The 20,385-nt window shown below is 69.2% G+C and carries 17 protein-coding genes; 8 read left to right on the forward strand and 9 right to left on the reverse strand.

The genetic code is table 11. The annotated features are described in order from the left end of the window. Positions 1-138 precede the first annotated feature (138 nt). Positions 139-1,023: an IclR family transcriptional regulator gene (locus ACIA75_RS12120; protein ID WP_397102866.1), complete on the forward strand. Its 885-nt coding sequence runs from the start codon at positions 139-141 to the stop codon at positions 1,021-1,023. Between the two features lie 182 nt (positions 1,024-1,205). Here ACIA75_RS12120 and ACIA75_RS12125 read toward each other — a convergent pair whose 3' ends face one another. The 6 genes from ACIA75_RS12125 to ACIA75_RS12150 all read right to left on the reverse strand — a co-directional run bounded on the left by ACIA75_RS12125 (position 1,206) and on the right by ACIA75_RS12150 (position 8,968). Further along, positions 1,206-2,750: an AMP-binding protein gene (locus ACIA75_RS12125; protein WP_397102868.1), complete on the reverse strand. Its 1,545-nt coding sequence runs from the start codon at positions 2,748-2,750 to the stop codon at positions 1,206-1,208. 9 nt (positions 2,751-2,759) lie between these two features. Further along, entirely contained in the window at positions 2,760-3,707 is a 948-nt protein-coding gene (locus ACIA75_RS12130) for a zinc-binding alcohol dehydrogenase family protein (protein WP_397102870.1), read from the reverse strand. Positions 3,708-3,756: 49 nt separating this feature from the next. After that, positions 3,757-6,093, reverse strand: coding sequence for a CoA transferase (locus ACIA75_RS12135; RefSeq protein WP_397102872.1), 2,337 nt, complete (start codon positions 6,091-6,093; stop codon positions 3,757-3,759). Positions 6,094-6,178: 85 nt separating this feature from the next. Then, the gene (locus ACIA75_RS12140) at positions 6,179-7,159 is read right to left on the reverse strand and encodes an ABC transporter substrate-binding protein (RefSeq protein WP_397102874.1); all 981 of its coding nucleotides are present in this window, start codon (positions 7,157-7,159) and stop codon (positions 6,179-6,181) included. Between the two features lie 20 nt (positions 7,160-7,179). Beyond that, positions 7,180-7,965: an enoyl-CoA hydratase/isomerase family protein gene (locus ACIA75_RS12145; RefSeq protein ID WP_397102876.1), complete on the reverse strand. Its 786-nt coding sequence runs from the start codon at positions 7,963-7,965 to the stop codon at positions 7,180-7,182. Positions 7,966-8,119: 154 nt separating this feature from the next. Beyond that, a complete protein-coding gene (locus ACIA75_RS12150) occupies positions 8,120-8,968 on the reverse strand; it encodes an LLM class flavin-dependent oxidoreductase (RefSeq protein WP_397102878.1) in 849 nt (282 codons plus the stop codon). A gap of 236 nt (positions 8,969-9,204) precedes the next feature. Here ACIA75_RS12150 and ACIA75_RS12155 point away from each other — a divergent pair, with 236 nt between their 5' ends. From ACIA75_RS12155 to ACIA75_RS12175, 5 genes are all read left to right on the forward strand, one after another. Further along, positions 9,205-9,960: a prolipoprotein diacylglyceryl transferase gene (locus tag ACIA75_RS12155; protein ID WP_397102880.1), complete on the forward strand. Its 756-nt coding sequence runs from the start codon at positions 9,205-9,207 to the stop codon at positions 9,958-9,960. 101 nt (positions 9,961-10,061) lie between these two features. Further along, positions 10,062-10,373, forward strand: coding sequence for a hypothetical protein (locus ACIA75_RS12160; protein ID WP_397102882.1), 312 nt, complete (start codon positions 10,062-10,064; stop codon positions 10,371-10,373). Beyond that, positions 10,370-11,932: a radical SAM protein gene (locus ACIA75_RS12165; protein WP_397102884.1), complete on the forward strand. Its 1,563-nt coding sequence runs from the start codon at positions 10,370-10,372 to the stop codon at positions 11,930-11,932. Before ACIA75_RS12160 ends, ACIA75_RS12165 begins: the two co-directional genes overlap by 4 nt. Next, the gene (locus ACIA75_RS12170; protein ID WP_397102886.1) at positions 11,929-12,213 is read left to right on the forward strand and encodes a hypothetical protein; all 285 of its coding nucleotides are present in this window, start codon (positions 11,929-11,931) and stop codon (positions 12,211-12,213) included. The genes ACIA75_RS12165 and ACIA75_RS12170 overlap by 4 nt, the downstream gene beginning before the upstream one ends. Before the next feature lie 114 nt (positions 12,214-12,327). Next, positions 12,328-14,634 carry a M28 family peptidase gene (locus ACIA75_RS12175; RefSeq protein WP_397102888.1) on the forward strand — a complete coding sequence of 769 codons (2,307 nt, stop codon included), beginning with the start codon at positions 12,328-12,330 and terminating at the stop codon, positions 14,632-14,634. Between the two features lie 71 nt (positions 14,635-14,705). Here the strand turns inward: ACIA75_RS12175 and ACIA75_RS12180 are convergent, their stop codons facing one another. The 3 genes from ACIA75_RS12180 to ACIA75_RS12190 form a co-directional block, all read right to left on the reverse strand. Continuing rightward, positions 14,706-15,908: an FAD-dependent oxidoreductase gene (locus ACIA75_RS12180; protein WP_397102890.1), complete on the reverse strand. Its 1,203-nt coding sequence runs from the start codon at positions 15,906-15,908 to the stop codon at positions 14,706-14,708. A 155-nt stretch (positions 15,909-16,063) separates the two neighbouring features. Further along, on the reverse strand, positions 16,064-17,095 hold the full coding sequence (locus ACIA75_RS12185) for an alpha/beta hydrolase (protein WP_397102893.1): 1,032 nt from the start codon (positions 17,093-17,095) through the stop codon (positions 16,064-16,066). A 233-nt stretch (positions 17,096-17,328) separates the two neighbouring features. Continuing rightward, entirely contained in the window at positions 17,329-18,801 is a 1,473-nt protein-coding gene (locus ACIA75_RS12190) for an MFS transporter (protein WP_397103462.1), read from the reverse strand. 49 nt (positions 18,802-18,850) lie between these two features. On the opposite strand from ACIA75_RS12190, the gene ACIA75_RS12195 reads away from it, so the two are divergent. Both ACIA75_RS12195 and ACIA75_RS12200 read left to right on the forward strand, forming a co-directional pair. After that, positions 18,851-19,240, forward strand: a complete 390-nt coding sequence (locus ACIA75_RS12195; protein WP_397102895.1) for a MarR family winged helix-turn-helix transcriptional regulator — start codon at positions 18,851-18,853, stop codon at positions 19,238-19,240. Between the two features lie 495 nt (positions 19,241-19,735). Further along, a complete protein-coding gene (locus ACIA75_RS12200) occupies positions 19,736-20,359 on the forward strand; it encodes a class I SAM-dependent methyltransferase (protein ID WP_397102897.1) in 624 nt (207 codons plus the stop codon). Positions 20,360-20,385: the final 26 nt, after the last annotated feature.

The following is a 20,385-nucleotide window of genomic DNA, read 5'->3' on the forward strand; positions in this document are numbered from 1 at the left end:
GGACGTGCTGAACCGGGTCCGCTCAGCGGACCCGGTTATGCTGCGGATCGAGGGTACGACCGTTAGCGTCACTCTTCCGGCGAGTCCGCCGGTCGGGCCCCCTCTGGGGACGGCCCCGCAAGGCGTCAGGAGGTCACCATGACGACAGCCGCACATCGGCCGGCGGATCTCGGTCCGGATATACCCCTCGAACCGGCGCCGGGCCAGGGCACCGAGATGTCCTCGGTGCTGAGCAAAGCCCGGATGATCCTCGACGCGTTCGACAACGAACACCGCGATCTCGCCCTCACCGAACTGGCGCGGCGCAGTGGTGTCGCGAAGGCCTCGGTGCACCGGCTGGCCGGTGAACTGGTCGAATGGGGGCTGCTGGAACGGTCCGGCACCAAATACCGTCTCGGGTTACGCCTGTTCGAGCTCGGGCAGCTGGTACCCCGGCAGCGGATCCTGCGCGACGCGGCACTGCCCTATATGGAGGACCTGCTGATCGCCACCCAGGAAACCGTGCACTTCGCGGTCCGCGACGGGATCGACGTGCTCTACATCGAGAAGATCGTCGGCCACCGCGGCCTCAAACAGCAGTCCCGGGTGGCGGGCCGGCTACCGCTGTACTGCACGGCCACCGGCAAGATGATCCTGGCGTTCTCCCCGCCGTCGGTCTTCGCCGAGGTGGTCGAACAGGGTTTCACCGCGCTCACCTCGCGCACCACCATGTCGGTGTCGGTGCTGCGCCAGCAGCTCGACCGGATGCGCAAGGAACAGATCGCGGTGGAGGTCGAGGAGACCCGGCTCGGCTATATGAGTGTCGCGGTGCCGGTGTTCAGCGGACCGCAGACCATCGCGGGCGCCTTGTCGGTCACCGGTCCCACCGCTCGGCTCAACGTCAGCCGGGTGACCGGCGCGCTGCGTACCGCGGGCGTCGGTATCAGCCGGGCGCTGCAGGCGATGCGCTGCCACCACAGTTCGCCGGACAGCGCCGCGATGTGCACTCCGGCGCTGTGCTCGCTCAACGGTTGCGGCCGGTAGATCGCGGCGGGCCGGAACTCGGCAATGCTTGCCGCCGGTGCATCGGCGCAGGCCGGGCCTCGACCGATGGTAGTGCCCTGCGGGTAGGCCCCGGTACGACGATTGTGGCAGGTGAGTCGGCACTTGCCGGACTTGAATCGATTGCTGTGGCCGATGACTCGGCGCGCATCGGCCCGGGCGGTTCAGCGTATGCCCGGCATTGGGCGATCGCCGTCGGCCGACCATGTCCGCGCAGTGACACCCCGGGCGCGCAGGTCGGCTTTGCGGACCTTGCCTGTTTCGGTGAGGGGCAGGGTCGTGACCACGTCGATGTAGCGCGGTAGTGCGAAGCTCGCGAGGTGTGCCGAGGCGAAGCGGCGCAGCTCGTCCGGATCGACCGGTGCACCCGGATGCGGGACCACCGCCGCCATGACCTCGTCCTCGGCCAGCTCCGACGGCACCGGAAAAACGGCCACCTGGGCGAGAGCCGGATGCTGTGCCAGCACCTGCTCGACCTGCAGTGACGAAATGTTCTCCCCGCGGCGGCGGATAACATCCTTGATGCGGTCCACGAACCGGAACCAGCCGTCGGGTTCGCGGATCACCCGATCGCCCGTCCGCCGCCACGACCCGGGTTCGGGAACCGGTTCGCCGAGGTAGCCCAGGGCGAACGCACCGGGGAGTTCGGTGCGTACCACCAGTTCACCCGTGATACCGTCGCCGACCGGCGTCCCGGACTCGTCGACGACGGCGGCGTCGTAGCCCGGCATCACGGTGCCGAGGTATCCGGCGCGCCCCGCGCCCGGGAGGCTGCCAACGGCGAGATTGGTTTCGGTGCTGCCGAATCCGTCGATCAGCTCGATGCCGAAACGTTCCCGGAACGGCGCGCACAGGTGCGCGGGGGTCGCGGGCGCGAGTGCGCGGGTGACCCGGTGCGCGCGATCTCGCGTATCCGGGGGCTGCCCGGCGAGCATCGCGACCATCGCGCCCAGCAGGTAGATCACCGTCGCGTCGGCCTCGGCCACCCGCCGCCACTGCTCGCGGACCGAGAAATGTTCACCGACTACGAAGGTGGCGCCCGCGACGAACGCCTGGAACACGGAGTTGATCGCATTGGTGTGGAAGAGCGGCAGGCCGTTGTAGAGAACATCGTCGGGCCCGAGATCGAGCGAGGTGCCTACGCCGTGCCCCCACCACAGGAATTGCGCATGCGGGCAGCGAACCCCTTTGGGGAGGCCGGTGGTGCCGGAGGTGAACAGCACGGCGGCCGGTACCAGCGCGGAGACCTCGCCGACGGGAGCGGGTGGCCCGCACGGGCCGGGGGCCGAATCCGTGCCCATCACCCAGATCGTGCCGTCGAAGCCGACCTCGGCGACGCGGCCGGCGAACTCGTCCTCCAGGAGAAGGTGCCGAGCGCCGGAACCCACCAGAACATGGGCCAGCGATTCCCCGCGTAATGCGGTGTTCAGCGGTACGGCGACGGCGCCCAGCCACGCGCAACCGAGCAGGAGATCGATCAGTTCGACACGGTTGCCCGACAGCGCGGCCACCGGATCACCGGGCCGGACGCCGTGCCGTGCCAGCGATCCGGCCATGGCCGCCGCGCGGTCCGCGAGTTCCCGATAGGTCAGCAGAACCGGGCCGGCACGTAAGGCGAGGCGATCGCCCCGGCTGTTCGCCCGGTCCCGCAGCAGCGAGGGAATGGTCAGGTCCGCCGGCAGCGAGTCACCGAGGGGGGAAGCTGTCATGGCACACACTCAGGGGGTAACCACCGCGCGACCCGTCACCTTCCCGTCGCGCATGGCCTGTAGTGCGCTCGCGATCTCATCGAGCGGGAACGTTTGGACGGCCAGCTCGACCGCACCGGCCACCAGCATGGCGATCAGCTCCGGCGCAAGCTCGGCCTGCCTGGCCGTTCGGCGGATCATATTGACCGGGAGCAGCGCTACGTCGGCGAGCAGCCAGTTCGGCAGGTCGAGCTGCAGGTCGGTGCCCAGGGTGTAGCCGATGAGGGCGGCCCGCCCGCCGGGCACGATGCGTCGCAGCAGCACCGGCAGCAGATCGCCGCCGAGCGTATCGATCAGTACCTCCGCGATGGGTTCGGTGCCCAGCGCGTCGGCCACCTGTTCGCCGCGACCCACCACCGGGCGTACGCCCGCCGGTAGCAACGCGGCCTGATCGTCGCGCGGGACCACGCCGATCACCTCGGCCGCGCCCGCCGCCAGCGCGAACTGGGCCGCCATCGAACCGACCGCGCCCGAGGCGCCGGAGACGACCACCCGTTCGCCCGCAACGACTCGCGCCACGTCGTGCACCGCGACGTATCCGGTGGTGCTCGGCAGGAAGAATGTCGCAGCGACAGTCGGGTCCAGCGCGGTGTCGAAAGGTGTGAACACCTTGTCCGCCGCGGCCAGGTACTCGGCCCAGCATCCGTTCTTGAACAGTCCGACACCACCTCCACGGATGAGCACCTTGGTTCCCGGCGCGAAGGTATCGGATTCGACCACCGTGCCCGCGCCGTCGGTGCCGCCGATATGTGGCAGCTCGGGGCGGACATCGAAGGTGCCGCTCGCGATCGTCATATCGAGGTGCCCGAGGGCCGCGGCGTCGACCCGCACCAGTGTCTGCCCGGGCGCGCGGACCGGGACGTCGATGTCGTCGATGACCGGGGCTCGGCCGAATTCGTGGAGCCGGGCGGCACGCATGATTACTCCTCGGGGATCGTGTGGTGACGGGTGACGGGTGGCGGGGCGCTCAGGCCAGGATGCCCGTGGCACGCAGCCGGGCGATGGTTTCGGGCGGGTAGCCGGCGATATCGCCGAGTACGTCATCGGTATCGGCGCCGAGCACCGGCGCGGTCCGGCGGACGGCGACCGGGGCGCCGATCCGGATGGGGGAGCCCTCGTGCAGGAAGGCGCCTGCCTTCGGATGCACTCCCCGGACGTAGAACTCGCGGGCGCGCAGTTGGGGGTCGGACTCGACCAGGTCGCGGCCGGTGTGCACCGGCCCCGCCGGAATGCCGGCGCGCTGCAGCCGCTCCGCGACGAGTTCGGCGGGCAAGGACGTGGTCCACCGGGTGATCGCCGCATCGATCTCTGCGACGGCCGCTCGGCGGGCCGGGGCGTCACCGAACCGTTCATCGCCGGCCCATTCGGGACGTTCGATCACGGCACACAGCCGCTGCCACTCGGCGTCGTCGCGTACCGCGATCGCGCACCACCGGTCCGGTCCCAGGCACGGGTACACACCGTGCGGTGCCATCGTGCGATGGGCGTTGCCGATCGGCGTGCCGGGTTGCCCCGACCCGGTTGCGCGGAGCACGGCGGCACCCATATGCGATGCCATGGCCTCGAGCTGGGACAGATCGATGTGCTGTCCGCGTCCGGTGCGGTCGCGATGGTCGAGTGCCGCGAGGACCGCCGTCGCCGCCTGCAGGCCCGCGACGATATCGCCGTGACCGTAGATGACGCCCACCACCTCGTCGACGCTCCAGCCGGTGAGTGCAGTCAAACCCGTTGCCGCGGAAACAATATCGGCATAGGAGACCCAACCGCTGCGCGGTCCGGTGTGGCCCATACCGGACATCGAAACGTAGACGATATCGGGCCGCAATTCGCGCAGTCGCTCGTAGCCGAACCCCATTTTCGTCATCACCGTGGAGCTGAAGTTCTCGACCACCACATCGCTGTGCGCGAGGAGGTCGGCGAGCACCTCCAGACCCTCGGGTGACCGAGTGTCGAGGGTGATGCTGCGTTTGTTGCGGTTGACATCGTTGAAATAGCCGCTGGTGTCGGGATCGTCGTGCGGGCCGCGGGACAGGTGCATGAACGGTGCGAACCGGGTGGGATCCGGGCGGCCACGGGATTCCACCTTCACCACGTCGGCGCCGTGGTCGGCGAGCACACGCGTGCAGTACGGCCCGGCCAGCACCCAGGTGAGGTCGAGGACACGAACACCGTCCAGCGGTAACCGGCCGGCAGCCGGCGCCGGGGCCGGGACCGGCGCTTTCGTGGCGGGGACGAGGTGCTGGTGTTCCCCGGGCCGGGGTACGTGCAGTTCGCGGACCCGGGTTCCTTCGGGAAAGGCGAAGCCGAAACCCAGATCCCGCGACACCACGCCGTCGCGGACCACGTCGAGGAAGAAATCCCGGTCGTTGAGCTGCGGGTTCACCAGCAGCTCGGCGGGCTGGTCCACCGCCGACCAGGGCAGTTTGCGGTCCTGCGCGGCGGCCGCGAATTCCTGTTTGGGCCATTTCGCGATGAACCGCCCCACCACATCGAAGATGTGGTCCTGGTGGCGTTTGCGCTCCACCGGGTCGGCCCAGCGGGGGTCGGTGAGATCGGCGGCGGCGTTCTCCTCCACCAGCCAGGACAGCAACGCGTCCCACATCCGGGGGCTACCGCCCAGACCGCCACCCACGTATCCGTCGGCGGCCTGGAACAAGCCGTGCGGGACCAGCGGATGCACCCGGCCCGGACGCGGCGGTACCCGGTCCTCGTGCAGGTAGGCGAGTGTCCCGGCCTCCAAGCTCGCGGCGACGCATTCCTGGGCGGAGATATCGACGACGGGTACCGGGCCGTGGCGCCGTGCCCGCATCCCGAGCAGCGCGCCGATCGCGGCATTGATACCGGTGAGTTGTTCGGCCTGGTTCTCCGGTAGTGCGAGGGGCGGGCCGCCGGGGTCGCCGACCTGCGCCAGCATGCCGCCTTGTGCGGCGAGGGTGAGATCGGTTGCCGCCCATTCCGACCGGGGACCGTTCAGCCCGAACGGAGTGACCCGCACGTGGACAAGTGTCTCCGAACGCGAAGTGACAGGTCCGGATCCGGGCGCGCTGCCGTCGAGCAGAATATCGGCAGTGGTCAGCAGGCGTTCCAGGTCCGCGCGGCCGTCGTCGCTCGCGAGATCCAGCACCACCGATTTCTTGCCGGCGTGCCAGTGTGCGAACGGGTCGCCCGCCGACTCGTCCCGGCTCGGATCACCACCGGCCGGTTCGACCAGCACGACCTCGTAACCGAGTCCCACCAGTACCCGGCCCGCGAAGCGGGTGAGCGGGGTGGACAGTTCGACCACCCGGACAGCGGGCTCGGTCATGATTGCTCCGTTCTGCGTCGATTTCGTACGTCATGCCCGTTCGGCACCCATCGGACTGCACTGCGGTCGGTGCCGGGGGTCGTGCTCAGGCGGGTGCGCCGCGGAGATGTTCGTCGACCCAGCCCCGCAGCAGGACCTGTCCGGTATCCACCGAGCCGCCGATCTTGCCCTGGTCGCGGAAGAAGGTGACGAGATCCTTCGCCCGGGCGCTGTCCTCGTCGGTGAAATCGCGCACCCCGAAATCGATCTGTTCCACGGTTTGCCGGGCCTCGGCGGGATCCTGCTGAATCGAGGCCGCCACCGCGCGGGCCGCGCGGTCCGGGTCGGCGTCGACGATCGCGGCGGCCTCGGACACCACATCGAATACTTGCGCTGCGACCTCCTCGTTCGCCGCCAGCCACGCCTCGGACGCCACCAGCCACTGCGTGTACCGGGCACCGAAGTCGCCGCTGGTGGCGACCACCCGGCCGCCGCCCGCCACGGCCTGGCTCACCCACGGGTCGAACGAGACGAACGCATCGATATCACCGCGGCCCAGCAGCGCCGGATGGTCGGGCGGGCTGGTGGTGACCTGCTCGACCGTGGCGGGGTCCAGCCCGATACTGCGCAGGTACAGGTCGGTGAAGTACAAGCCGATACCCGGGAACACGCCGACCTTCCGGATCTGTTCCGGCTCGATCCCGTCGCGCACGACCACCTGGAAGTACCGATCCGATTCCTCGTACACACCCAGAGCGCGCAGACTCGGATTCGCGGCCATGACGGTGAGCGCGGTGGAGTCCGCATTACCGGACATCTCGGAGGTTCCGGCGACCACGTTCTGGGCGCTGGCCGCGCCGCCCTCGGTCTGGAGTATCCGGACGTCGAGCCCGGCTTTTTCGAACATGCCCTCCTGCTCGGCGACGAAGAACGGCGCGTACGACGGATCCACGCCCACGGAGATCCGGATCGGCCCGGAGCCGGTTTCCTGCTGGGTGGCCGGCCTGGTGCAGGCGGCCGCCGCCACCGTCAGTGCGACGAGTGCGGCGACGGCGGCGATTCCGCGCAGCCTGGGTCGGTATTTCATCATGACTCCTTGTCCACCGATCACCGGCCGTCGAACGACGGGGTGCGTTTGTCGAGGAATGCCTGCAGGCCCTCGGCGGCATCGCCGGTGCGGATGAGTTCGAGCACGGCGGCGAACTCCAGCTCCAGCGCATCCTCCAAGGGGAGATCGAGTCCGCGTTCGACGATGTCCTTGAGCAGGCCGACGGTGCGGGTCGGTTTGGCAGCGAGGGAGGCGGCGAGCTCATCGATGCGGGCGGAGAATTCGGCATCCGCCACGACTTCGTCCACGAGCCCGATCCGCAGTGCCTCCGCGGCGGTCAGGCGCGTGCCCTCGATCATCAGCAGCTTCGCGCGGTGTGCGCCGAGCAGCCGGGGCAACCGCTGACTCCCACCCGCACCCGGGAACAGGCCCAGTTCGATCTCCGGGAAACCGATGGTTGCCGATTCCGTCATCACCCGCATATCGCAGGCCAGCGTCAGTTCCGCACCACCGCCGAGCGCGTGCCCGTTGATCGCCGCGACCACGGGCTTCGGCGCGGTTTCCAGCATCCGCTGGACCTGCACCCACGGCCGCATCGCCCGCTGCGTCTCCTCGGTGAGCTCACGCATCACCCGGATATCGGCGCCCGCGACGAAGAACCGGCCGGTGCCACGCAGGACGAGGCACCGCACCGTGGGATCCGCTACCAGCGGTTTCAGCGCCGTGAGCAGGTCGGCGATCAGCGCGGGGTCGAAGGCGTTGGCGGGCGGGCGGTCGATGGTCACGGTGGCCACGGCATCGCTGACGGACACGCGGACGTGTTGAGGGGCGCTGACAGCGGTCATACCGGCTCCGATGTGGTTCGTCGAACTGCTGGGAGTTCCGAGTATCGGCGACCCGGATCCGACCGGCACTGTCCCGGGTCCGGTAGGCGAACCCGGGACAGTGCTGATGTTGCGACTCGACGTGGCTTGCGTGGACCTACGCGGGGCCGGCGGGTCAGCCGGCCAGGTCGGCGAGGCGGTCGACCTGGCCGGGGTCGGTGCCGTAGCAGTACAGCATCACCTCGTCGGCTCCGAGGTCGGCGAACTGCCGGACCGCCGCGCGGATGTCCGCGGCGGTCGTGTGCAGGCCGGACACCATGTGCGCGGCGTTGCCGGTGAACTCGTAGTAGGCGGCAAGGGCTGCGCGGGCTTCGTCGACGACCGGCTGCGGGCCGAGCGCGACGTTGATCTGCGCGACGATCCGGGGTTCGCCGGGCCGGCCGTGCTCGTGCCAGGACGTGCGGACCGAGTCGAACAGTTCCCCGGACCACTGGACCGGGGCCGCGGAGAGGAACCCGTCGCCCCAGCGGGCGATACGTGCCAGCGCGGCGGGTTTGAAGCCGCCGATGAGGATCGGTGGTCCGCCGGGCCGCAGCGGTGCCGGGCCGATCGGACCACAGTCGGGGCCGAACGGTTCACCCGACCACAGACTGCGCAGGTGCTCGAGTTGTTCGTTCATCCGGCGGCCGCGCGTACGGAGTTCGACGCCGGCCGCGCGGTGGTCGTCGGCGCGGCCGCCGACGCCGAGGCCCAGAACCAGTCTGCCCCCGGACATCCGGTCCAATGTCGCGACCTGTTTCGCCAGCAGGGCGGTATCGCGTAGCGGGGTGAGCAGAACCTCGGTCTGCACGCTGATGCGGCGGGTGGCGCCGGCGAGGACCGAGAGCGCCACCAGTGGTTCGGGGTTGTCGTAGACCAGGCGGTCCAGCAGGCCGAGGGTGGAGAAGGGGCCGGCGTCGGCGCGGCGGGCCCAGTCGAGCAGGGCGGGTGGGTCGGCGATGGGCAGTCCGAGTCCGATATGCATGATTTCCTCCAGGAAAAAGGGGGTGGGCAAATAACGCCGCCCACTCCACCGCTCGGAATCCTGGGGCGCGGGCTCTCGTTCTGCGGCAGTACTTCCAGAGAGCGCCGATCGGATCCTGGAACTGTAGGCCCCCGACGCGGCGACCCGCAACCCGCGGGGCCCGGCGGTGATTCGACGCCTGGGCGGCAGGTAGTTTCACTCATCCCGCGCTCCGGCCGCACCGATAGGCTCGCGATATGGTGCCGCACCTGATCTTCGGGATCCCCACCCACGGCTTTTTCGTCGCGCTGGGTGTCGCGGTGGCGGCAGTCGTTTTCGTGCTGGAATGCCGGCGGCGGGACGCGCTGCGGGAAGAGTCACTGGTCGCGGTGACGGGGGCGCTGGTCGGTGGGGCGATCGGGATGCGGTTGTCGAGCCTCGCCGAAACACTGGACCCGCTGGAGAGCTGGATGTTCGGGGCGCGGAGTGTGCTCGGCGGGCTGGTCGGCGCGTATGCCGGGGTGCTGGTGGCGAAGCGGATCATCGGATATCGGGAGCGGACCGGGGATCTGTTCGCGCCGGCGGTGGCGCTGGGGATGGCGGTCGGGCGGGTGGGGTGTCATCTCACCGAGGCGCCGGGGCGGGAGACCGGATTGCCGTGGGGCGTGCACGCGCCGGGGACCGTACCGGAATGTCCGGGCTGCGCGAGCGGGTCGGCGATGCATCCGAGCTTTGTGTACGAGATCGTGTTCCAGCTGGCGGCTTTCCTGTGGTTGCGGTGGGCGCGGGACCGGATCACGGCGCCCGGTGAACTGTTCACGCTGTATGTGAGCGCGTACGCGGTGTTCCGATTCTTGGTCGAGTTCACTCGGGCCAATGAGACCGTATGGCTGGACCTGACGCGCCCGCAGTGGTTTCTGCTACCGGGACTGGTGCTGGTCGCCGTGCGGTTGGGTATCGGCTACCGGCGTGGGCACTACGACGGTGTCCTTCGACGAAAGGTTGCGCTGTGAACTATCCACCGCCTCCACCCCCTCCACCTCTGCCGCCGGGGCCGCCGGGTGGTCCGCCGCCCGGGCGGCGGGGTGCCGGACTCGAGACGACGGGATGGGCGATGCTCGGTGCGTTCCTGTTCATCACGGTGACGGCGGTCTGCGGGTTCGTGGTGTTCATCGCGGTCGCGAACAGTAGCGACACGGCGATGCGGGTTGTCGTCGCACTCGCCGCGGTGTTCGGTGTGCTGGCCGCGTTCGGGGGAGGTACTGTGCTGATTCTGCGGCGGACCCCGGTGACGAAGGGCCTGGGGATGGGGTTCATGATCGGCTGGGCGCTGGTGACGATCTGTACGGCCGGGTTCTGTACCGGGGTGAATCCGTCGATCTACGGCGCCCAGCAGATAGTGATGTCACCGGGAGTCCTGCGATGACGGGCGGTATGCCGCTGCGCGGCGATCGAATCCTGCGGTATGTGAACGCTTTCTGCCCGGTCTGTCATCAGGAGAACCCGGAACGCCCGCTCACCGAGGTGGCGCGGCTGTCGGGGTGGCTGGCCGAGCGGGACGGGCAGGTGTACCTGGAACGCGGCTGCCCGGCGCACGGCATGGTGCGCACCCTGTACGACGAGAACCCGGAGATCCTGGCCTACCTCGAAGAGTGGACCGCGCCGACGAAGGCGCATCTGCCGGACGTTGCCGGGAATTTCGATCCGGTACCGGCGGCGTATCTGCGCGGGCTGCCGGAAATGCAGACCCAGCACACCTGCATCCTGCTGGAAGACCTGCTGGACAGCTGTAATCTGCGGTGCCCCACCTGTTTCGCCGATTCCGCCCCGGACCTGCGGGGTGTGGTGGCGACCGAGGACGTCCTGGCGAATGTGGATGAGCGACTGTCCCGGGAGAACGGCAAACTGGATGTGCTGATGCTCAGCGGGGGCGAGCCGACGCTGTATCCGGAACTGGCACGGTTGCTGGCGGAACTCACCGCGCGGCCGGTCACCCGGATCCTGATCAATACCAACGGTATTCGTCTCGCCCGGGACGAGGAGCTGGTGCGGCTGCTGGCCCGGTATCGAGAGCGGGTGGAGGTGTATCTGCAGTTCGACGGGGTGACTGCGGAGGCGTCGAAACATCATCGTGGCGGCGATCTGCGTGCGATGAAAGACGAAGCGCTGCAGCGGCTCTCGGTGCAGGGGATCTTCACCACCTTGGTGATGACCGCGGCGCTCGGCGTGAACGACGACGAGATCGGGGCGGTGGTGCGCACCGCGCTGGAAACGCCGTTCGTGGGCGGGGTGTCGATCCAGCCGCAGTTCGGGTCGGGTCGGTCGGGCACCATCGACCCGATGCGGCGGCTCACCCACACCGGAGTACTGGACCGGCTCGGACCGCAGACCGGCGGTCTGGTGACCTGGCGCGATCTCACCGCGCTGCCGTGCTCGCATCCGCACTGCTGCTCGGTCGGCTACCTGCTGCGCGACGACAGTGGGGAGTGGCGGTCGCTGGTGAGCCTGATCGGGCACGACCGGCTGAAGGACCGGCTCGGACTGGTGGCGAACCGGATCGCCGACCGGGAACTGCCCGCGGAACTGCGGATCGCGGTGCGTGAATCGCTGCTCGGGTTGCTGTCCGAACAGTCGTCGCTGTCGCATCCCGATATCGGCGACGTGTGGAGCAGTATCTGCGAGAACTGTGATCTGGGGATGTCGACCCTGCTGACGCTGGCGTCGTCGGCGCTGCCCGGGCGGCGGTCCCGGTTGCGGAAACTGCTGGGGGAGCGGGTCGTACGGATCACCGTGAAACCGTTCATGGATATGTCGACGATGATCGAGGAGCGGCTCACCCAATGCTGTGTGCACGTCGGCACCCGCTCCGACGCCGATCAGTGCGCGCCGTTCTGTGCGGTGCAGGCCTGGCCGGCGCTGTCCCGGCAGCGGCTGCCCGCCGCGGCTCCGGCGGGCCGGTCCTTGCTGCCGGTGACGGTGCCGTGACGAGCGAGGACGCCCGGCAGGGTGTGTACTACGCGGAGGCGACGGCGCGGCAGCAGGTGCCCGATCCGCTCAACCTGTGCATCTATGCCACGGTGGCCCTGGTGACCTGGCTGCTCGGACCGGTAGCGCTGGCCGGATTCGCGGTACTGGGGTTCGCCGGTTACTGGCGGGCCCGGCGGCAGGGTCTGCGGCGCAGCCGATGCTGGTTACGCGATACGCGGCTGGTGCTCGGCTATCTCGCTGTCCTCGCCGGGGTGGGGGTCTGGGCGTTGGTGTGGTGAACGGGAGCAGCTGCTTCGACCGTGGGGCGGACCCGGGCAGCAGCGTGCCCCGGCCCGGTTCGTGAGCGGAGTGCCGCGCCCGCCCGGGTGGAGCGCTACCTCTACCGTCTGAGCGTGGTCCGAAAACTTGTCGACACGCCCCACCGCATACTGGGCGCTGCTGTACTGCTGGTTCTCGCGGGCGTGGCCGCGCTGGCGATCCGGGCGGAGGGCAACGATCGCGAGCTGGTGCCCGCGTCGGTGCCGGGGCAGTTCAGTGCCGAGCGAGGGATCGCCCACCTGGAGCGGTTCGCTACGGAACCACGACCGCTGGGCAGCCCCGCGAGTGACCGGGCCGCGGACTACATCGCCGGGCAGCTGCGGGCGGCGGGTTTCGGCGTGGAGATCCAGCGCGCGGTCGGGGCGGGGACGGCGCCCGGCGTGGCGACGTTCGGCTGGGTGGACAATGTGATCGCGACCCTTCCGGGACGGAACCCCACCGGCACCGTTCTGCTCGCCGCGCACTACGACTCGGTGGCGGCCGGGCCGGGAATATCCGACGACGGAGCGGCGGTGGCGGCGATGCTGGAGGTCGGGCGGATGATCGCCCGGGACGGGGGAGTGCGGAACAATCTGGTGCTGCTGGTCACCGATGGGGAAGAGGACGGCCTGCTGGGTGCCGAAGCGTTCGTCCGGGAGCATCCGCTGGGTAAGACGGGCGGTGTCGTACTCAATTGGGAGGCCCGTGGCGTGAGCGGGCCGTCGCTGATGTTCGAGACGTCTCGGGGCAATGCGGAACTGGCGGCGCTGTTCGCCGATACGGTGCCCGATCCACGCGGCGACTCATCGATGGTCGAGATCTATCGGAAGTTGCCGAACGATACCGATTTCAGCGAATTCTCCGCGGCCGGATTTGCCGGTCTCAACTTCGCCTACATCGAACAGCCGGCGTACTACCACACCGCCGGCGACTCCCTCGCCAACCTCGACCCGCGCAGCCTGCAACACCACGGCGAGAACATGCTGGCCCTCACTCGCGCGCTCGGCGCCGCCGACCTGCCGGCCCTGCGCACCGACCGGGACGCCACCTACTTCCGGGTGGGCCCGCTGACGATCCACTATTCGAATGTGCTGGTCGGGCCGCTCGCCGCGCTGGCCGCCGCGCTGGTGGTGGCGCTGGCCGTGCTCGCGCGGCGCCGGGAATCGGCGAGCGCGCCGCGGATGCTGCTGGCCGCGGTATCGGTGGTGCTGCCGGTGGGTGTGGCGATCGGACTGGGGCAGGCACTGTGGTGGCTGCTCGTGGCCCTGCGGCCGGGCTACGAGCTGATGGGCGGGCTGCTGCATCGCCCGGGGTTCTATCAGGCCGCTCTGGTCGCGCTGGCGGTGACCGTGCTGCTCGTCTGGTATCTCCTGTTGCGCGGCCGGCTCGGTCCGCCGGCGCTCGCGATCGGAGCGCTGGCCTGGCCGGCCGTGCTGGGCGTGGTGTGCGCGGTCGTGGCCCCCGGCGGATCGTTCCTGTTCGTGCTGCCGACGATGTTCGCGGCGGGTGGGATCCTGCTGGCGTCGGTGCCGGTGCGCTGGGCGGGATGGCCCGTGGTCGCTCTGGCACTGGGCCTTTCGGTTTCCGCGGTGTTCCTGCCGCTACTGGCCCGCGGCATGTTCGATGCGGTCGGACTGGCATTCGGCGGTGCTGTCGCCGCCTGCCTGGTTCTGTTCGGTCTGCTGCTGCTTCCCGCTCTCGAAATGCTGCTGCCGGCCTCCGGTATCCGCATCGCGCGGGCCTGGCCGGCTCCGGCGATCGTGGCGGTACTGGGGGTCGTCTCGGTGGTCGCCGGGCTGGCCGTCGATACCGCCGACGCCGCGCATCCCCAGCGCAGCCACCTCGCCTATGTGCTCGACGCCGATACCGGGCGGGCGCACTGGGTCAGCGCCGAACGGTATCCCACCGACTGGACCGGCGAGTACGTCACCGACCGCGATACCTCCGGGCTCCCGCCCGGTTACGCCCGCGGCGCATTGTGGACGGGCCCGGCCGAACCCATCGACGTGGAAGGCCCGCGGCTCGAGGTCCGTCACCGTGACGGGGACACCGTGACAATGCATGTGGTGTCACCGCGGTCGGCCGGTTCGCTGATTCTGCGGATCGATCGGCCGGTCGATCTCGTCACCGCGAAGATCCCCGGCGCGACACCGGTCACCGTGCCCGTCTCGGGCACGCGGTCCGCCACCTGGCCGGGTGAGATCCGTTTCCGGGATCTACCGCCGGAAGGCGTCGACCTCACGGTGCGTACGCCCGGCGCCGATCGGGTCCGCGTCACCGCGATGGACGAAAGTCACGATATCGACGAGGCGCCCGGGTTCCGGCCGCGCCCAGAGGATACGGGCGCCTCGATCCGCGCGGACGGCGACTTGGTGGTGGTGGCGCGCACGTACGAGCTGTGAGCCGGGGAATCCACCGGCCGCGTCGATCCGCGCGCCACCGGTCGGCCCCGTCTGCTCGCCGGGTGCCGCGCTCAGTTGTTCGCGCGTTGGATGGAGCGCTGGACCAGTGTGCGGATACCCGGCAGCTGGATGGCGCGGAGCATGAGTTCGCCGGCCCGGACCTGCGCGCGGGTCGACGGGGCGAATCGGCTCATTCCCTTGCGGGCCAGGGTCTGTCGTTTGCCGACTTCGGGCCGGAGCGATGCTTCCCAGGCGGTGAGTGCACGGGGGATATCGTCCTTGGTGGCCAGGGCTTCGCCGAGGCGGTCGGCGCCGTCGAGGGCGAGGGCGGCGCCGTAGCCCGCGAATACGGTGACACACCACGCCGCGTCGCCGAGGAGAACCACGCGGCCCTCACTCCAGCGATCCATGACGATCTGACCGACCGAATCGAAGTAGGCGCCCGCCGGGTCGGCGTCGAGCTGGTGCAGGGCCTCGGCGACGCCGCGGCCCAGATCCCCGAACGCCTCGGTGAGCGCGGGCGCGGGGCCGTGGGACAGTTCGGTTGTCGTCTCGGCGCAGCGGTAGGTGAAGAACGCCGAGGACCGTTTCGGCCCCAGGTTCATCACCGCGGCCGTGCGGCCCGGGCCGATGAAGGTCGTGCCGGCACCCTCCGGAACATGCTCGGGAGCGGATTCGAGCGGGAACGCTCCGACCATGTGGCCCAGGTCCACCAGGTAGCCGGATTCGGGACCGAATACGAGCTCACGGATCCGGGAGTGCACGCCGTCGGCGCCGATGAGGAGCTCGGCGCGGATATGGGTGCCGTCGCTGAGGGTCGCGTCGACGGCGTCCGCGTTCTGGGTGAGCGCCTGCACGGTGGTGCCGAACCGGATATCGGCGTGCTCGGCCACAGCGTGGTAGAGCGCGGATTCCAGGTCGCCGCGGAACAGGGTCAGTGCCCGGTTCCCGACGGCGGCCTGCGCGACGGCGGCGGGGAGCCGGAACTTCTCCCGGCCGTCGGCGTGGACGAGGATCGAGGTGAAGAAGCCGATATCGTGCGGGGTCAGGGCGGGGAGCAGGCCGAGCCGTTCGGCGGCGTCGTAGCCGGGTCCGTGCAGGTTGACCAGGTAGCCACTGCTGCGCCGGGACGGAGCTCGTTCGACCACGACGACGTCTCGGCCTTGCCGGGACATCCGCAGCGCGGCGGCCAGCCCGGCGATACCGGCGCCCACGACCAATACCTGTGTCTTTCCTGTCTCGGCCGCAGTTCGCGCCCTGTTTTCGTCAGCCACCGCTACCACTCCTGAGTCGGTCCGTATCGGTGACGCGCGTACCGGCATCACCGCTTCCGTCAACTAATAGTTGACGGAAGCGGTACCGTCAACCTTGAGTTGACGATAGGTCTCGGTGGCGGCTCTGTGGGCTGCGCCTGCCCCGGACGAACGGCTCAATTCACCGGGACACCCACCGCCCCGGCCAGGAAAGGCCAGGAGCTGCGCAGATCGTCCTCCCAATAGCCCCAGGAATGTGTTCCCACCGGGCGATCGTCCAGGGTTACCGGGATATTCAGCTCCCGCAGCCGATTCGTGAGGTTCAGCGTGCAGTAGCGGATAGCCGCCTCGATCGGCCCGCCGAACGCGATCTGCACCGGCAGCGGTATCCGGCCTTCCTGGACCCGCTTATCGGCCGGGGTGTCGTGCGGTGCGGCCGGAATGCCGCTGCCTGTACTCAGGTAGATCGCGGTTCCGCGCAGCCGTTCGGCGTTCACCAGCGGATCGTTGGCGCGCCACAGCGGACCGTTGCGCGGGCCCCACATATTCTCGACGCTCTGCCCACCGCCCCAATTCTCGACGGTGATCCGGACGAACTCCTGGCCCACGGGGTCCGAGGTCTGCGCGCAACCGCTGTAGGACGCCACGCTCTTCCAGAAGCCCGGTTTGGCGATGGCCAGGTTGAGCACCGAGGTGCCGCTCATCGAGACACCGGCCAGCATCCGGTTCCCGTCGGCGCCCAGGAATCCTTCGATTACCGGGGGCAGTTCCTCGTTGAGGAAGGTCTGCCATTTGTTGCGGCCCAGGACGGCATCATCCCGGACCCAGTCGGTGTAGTAGGAATTCGCTCCGCCGTAGGGGGTTACGACATTGACGTTCTTGTCCCGCAGGAAGTTCACAGCGTCGGTTTGCACATCCCATCCGCTCTCGTTCGGGCCGCCGCCGGAGCCGTTGAGCAGATACATCGTGGGGCGCGGTCGCGAGGTGTCCGCGGCCCGCAGGACCTGCACCGGGATCGGCCTGTTCATCGCGGGGGAGAACACCGAGACCGTCTGCCTGCCGTCGGCCAGTTGTTCCACCGAGACCACGTCGGCGGCTCCGGGTTCCGCGGTCGCGGCACTTCCCGAACCGACCAGGCAGGCCGTGGTCAGCGCGCCGGCCAGCGCCCAGCGTAGTGGTGCCGTACGAGTCGTTCGCGGTGTTCTCAATGTCGGGGCCCTCTCGTGGTCGCGGGTTGTCCGGCGTTCCCGGATGCCGCGTCGGCCATCGGTATCCGGGACTGCATCGGAGGAGATTCGCGCCGGTGCGGTCTCCGGTTTGGTCTCGCGCGGAGAAAACCGGAGACCTCCGGAGAGGGTTCGGATCGGCCCGCTTCGACCGTGGTCCGGACATGCGCGCGTGGGGCCGCCGATCCGGCGACCCCACGCGCTATTGCACTGCGCTACGCGATCTCGGCAACCACCTGCCGACGGCCGATCAGCGCCGCGGTGGAGGCCAGCAGGCCGACCACGGCGACTCCGGTGACGAGGTACAGGCCGGGCTGGTAACCGGCGATTCCGTCGGTGGCGGCACCGCTGATCAGTCCGGTGGCGACGGCGAGGACCACCGCGCCGCCGATCTGGAACGAGGTCTGCACGAGACCGGACGCCAGTCCTTGTTCATGGTCGGCGATACCTTCGGTGGCCTGCACCATCACGGCCGAGAAGCCCAGGGCGAAGCCGAGTCCGAGCAGCAGGAACGCGGGCAGGTAATCGACCGCGTAGGCCGGGTCGGGGTTGCCGCCGCGGGTCAGGAACCAGGCGTAACCGGCCACGAACGAGGTGAGCGCGGCGAGGATCATCGGGGTGGTGCCGAAGCGGTCGATGAGCTTCCCGGCGACCGGGGACAGGATCGCCACGATGATGCCGGTGGGCGCCATCGCCAGTGCCATCTGCAACGGCTCCCAGTGCAGGGTGTTCTGCAGGTAGAGCGAGACGATGGTCTGGAAGCTGAGGTAGGAACCGAAGATGGCCAGCGCGGCCAGGTTCGCGCGCACGATCGACTTGACCTTGAAGATGCTGAGGCGCACCAGCGGGTGACTCACCCGATTCTCGACCACGAAGAACGCGGAGAGCAGGCCGACGGCCAGGATGGTGGTCGCGATGACGGTGGCGGTGAAGCCGGTCTCCGGGGCGGTGACGATGGTGTAGATCGCGGCGAGCGTACCGCCGGTGAGCAGTGCGGCACCGGCGAAATCGATACGGCCCTCCTCTTTCTCGGTGTTGCGCGGCACCACGATGTAGGCGGCGAAAACGACGCCGGCGACAACGACCACGGGCAGGTAGAAGGTCAGCCGCCAGTCGATGCCGGTGAGCAGGCCGGACACGATGAGCCCGGATGCGTACCCGGTGGCGCCGAAGACGGCGAAGATCGACAGCGCGCGGTTGCGGTCGGGGCCCTCCTTGAAGGTCGTGGTGATGATCGAGAGGGCGGCCGGGGCGGTGAACGCGGCGGCCACGCCCTTGACGATCCGGGTCGCGATCAGCAGCCAGCCCTCGTCGACGAGCCCGCCGATCAGTGAGGCGATACCGAAGACCACCAGGGCGGTCAGGAAGACCTGCCGGCGTCCGAGCAGGTCGGCGGCTCGTCCGCCGAGGAGCAGCAGGCCGCCGTAGCCGAGGATGTAGCCGTTCACGATCCACTGCAGTGCGGCGGTGTCGAGGCCGAGTTCCTGGCCGATGGACGGGAGGGCGACGCCGACCATGGAGACGTCGAGGGCGTCGAGGAACATCGCCAGGCCGGCGACGAACAGGATGGCCCACAGTTTGGGCGCCCACCGGCCGGCGGCGGGGGCCGCGGGCGGGGTGAGGATCTGCGAGGTGGTGGCAGTCAGGGTCACGTCGGCTAACTTAAATGCACGAGCATTAAATGTCAACGCATGTAATGCGTGGGCATTTAATGACTTGACATGATAATCTCGGGGCATGTACCACGACTCCGACAACGATGTCTGCGCGAAGTGGTCCGACACTCTCCGCCTCTACCACGGCACATCCTGTGAACTGGAGAGCGCTCTGCAGGCGCAGCATCAGCTCGGGCTCAGCGAATTCGAACTTCTGCAGGTCCTCGGCGGCCGCTGCGGCCAGGAGCAGACGGAGAAGGTCAAGATGAAGGACATCGAGACCGAGATGTACCTGAGCCAGAGCGCACTCTCGCGCACCGTGACCCGCCTGGAGAAGGCGGGCCTGGTGGAGCGGGCGGCCTGCGATTTCGACCGGCGCGCGAACTTCCTGAAACTCACATCCGAGGGTCGGGCACGGCTGAACGACGCCAAACCCACGCATCTGGAAGTCCTGCGCAAACACCTGGGCTGAGTGGGCCCGCCCGGCGGAGCCCGGGGGTGGTCCCGGATACCCGGATTCGGTGCCCGGGAGCGCCGCCCGCGCCGTTCGCTGGTTGAATACCTCGGCGCGCGGAACCTGCCGTTCTCCAGTCCCGGGATCGTGGTGGCCGCCACCCAGGGCGAACTGAACTCACCGTGCACCCGCAGCACAACGGCTGGTGGTACGAACACGGTTACAGCACCAACCGGAATTTCGAATGCAACACCTGGCCGGCGCCGGCGGACATGGTGTCCTGAAACAGCCGATCCGCTCGGCGCGCAGACCCGGTGCGTTCTACACGATGTCGATGATGCCGGGCAGCGCCGCGTCGACCCGCCCCCGGTCCCAGCGGCTCCACGGCACCCGACCGGTGCACCAGGACACCGATGCCTGCCCGGGCAGGTGCCCGGGCGCGGCGGTGACCCCCGGGGCCGTACCGTTTGATGACGATCGCGTAGTGCCGAGTCCGAGCCGAGGAGGAGACGGATGAACGCCCACACCCCCGAGGGGCGGGTTCCGAGCAAATGGGAAGAGCTCGTCGCGGCCGATCCGGAGCATTCGGCGTGGTACGTGCAGCGGTTCCGGGACCTCGCCGCCGCCGGGCAGGACATCTTCGGGGAGGCGCGGCTGATCGATGCGATGCTCGGCCGGCAGGGCCGGGTGCTCGACGCGGGCTGTGGGCCCGGCCGGCTGGGCGGATTTCTGCACAATTCGGGGCATTCGGTGGTCGGGGTGGATGTGGACCCGGTGCTGATCGCGGCCGCGGAAGCGGATTATCCCGGTCCGGCGTGGCTGGTGGGCGACCTGGCCGAACTGGATTTGCCGGCGCGCGGTATCGCCGCCGATTTCGATGTCATCGTCTGCGCCGGCAATGTGATGACCTTCCTGGCACCGCCCACCCGCGCGGCCGTGCTCGCGGGATTCGAACGGCACCTGGCGCCGGACGGCCGGGTGGTCGTCGGTTTCGGTGCCGACCGCGGTTACGAGTTCGCCGATTTCCGCGCCGACGCCACCGACCAGGGCCTGCACACGGACCTGCTGCTGTCGACCTGGGATCTGCGCCCCTTCACCGAGGATTCGAACTTCCTGGTGGCGGTGCTCTCGCATTAGCGAGGGGGTTCGTGGTGCCCCGAATC

This window comes from Nocardia sp. NPDC051750 (assembly GCF_044453135.1).
Taxonomy (GTDB): Bacteria; Actinomycetota; Actinomycetes; order Mycobacteriales; family Mycobacteriaceae; genus Nocardia.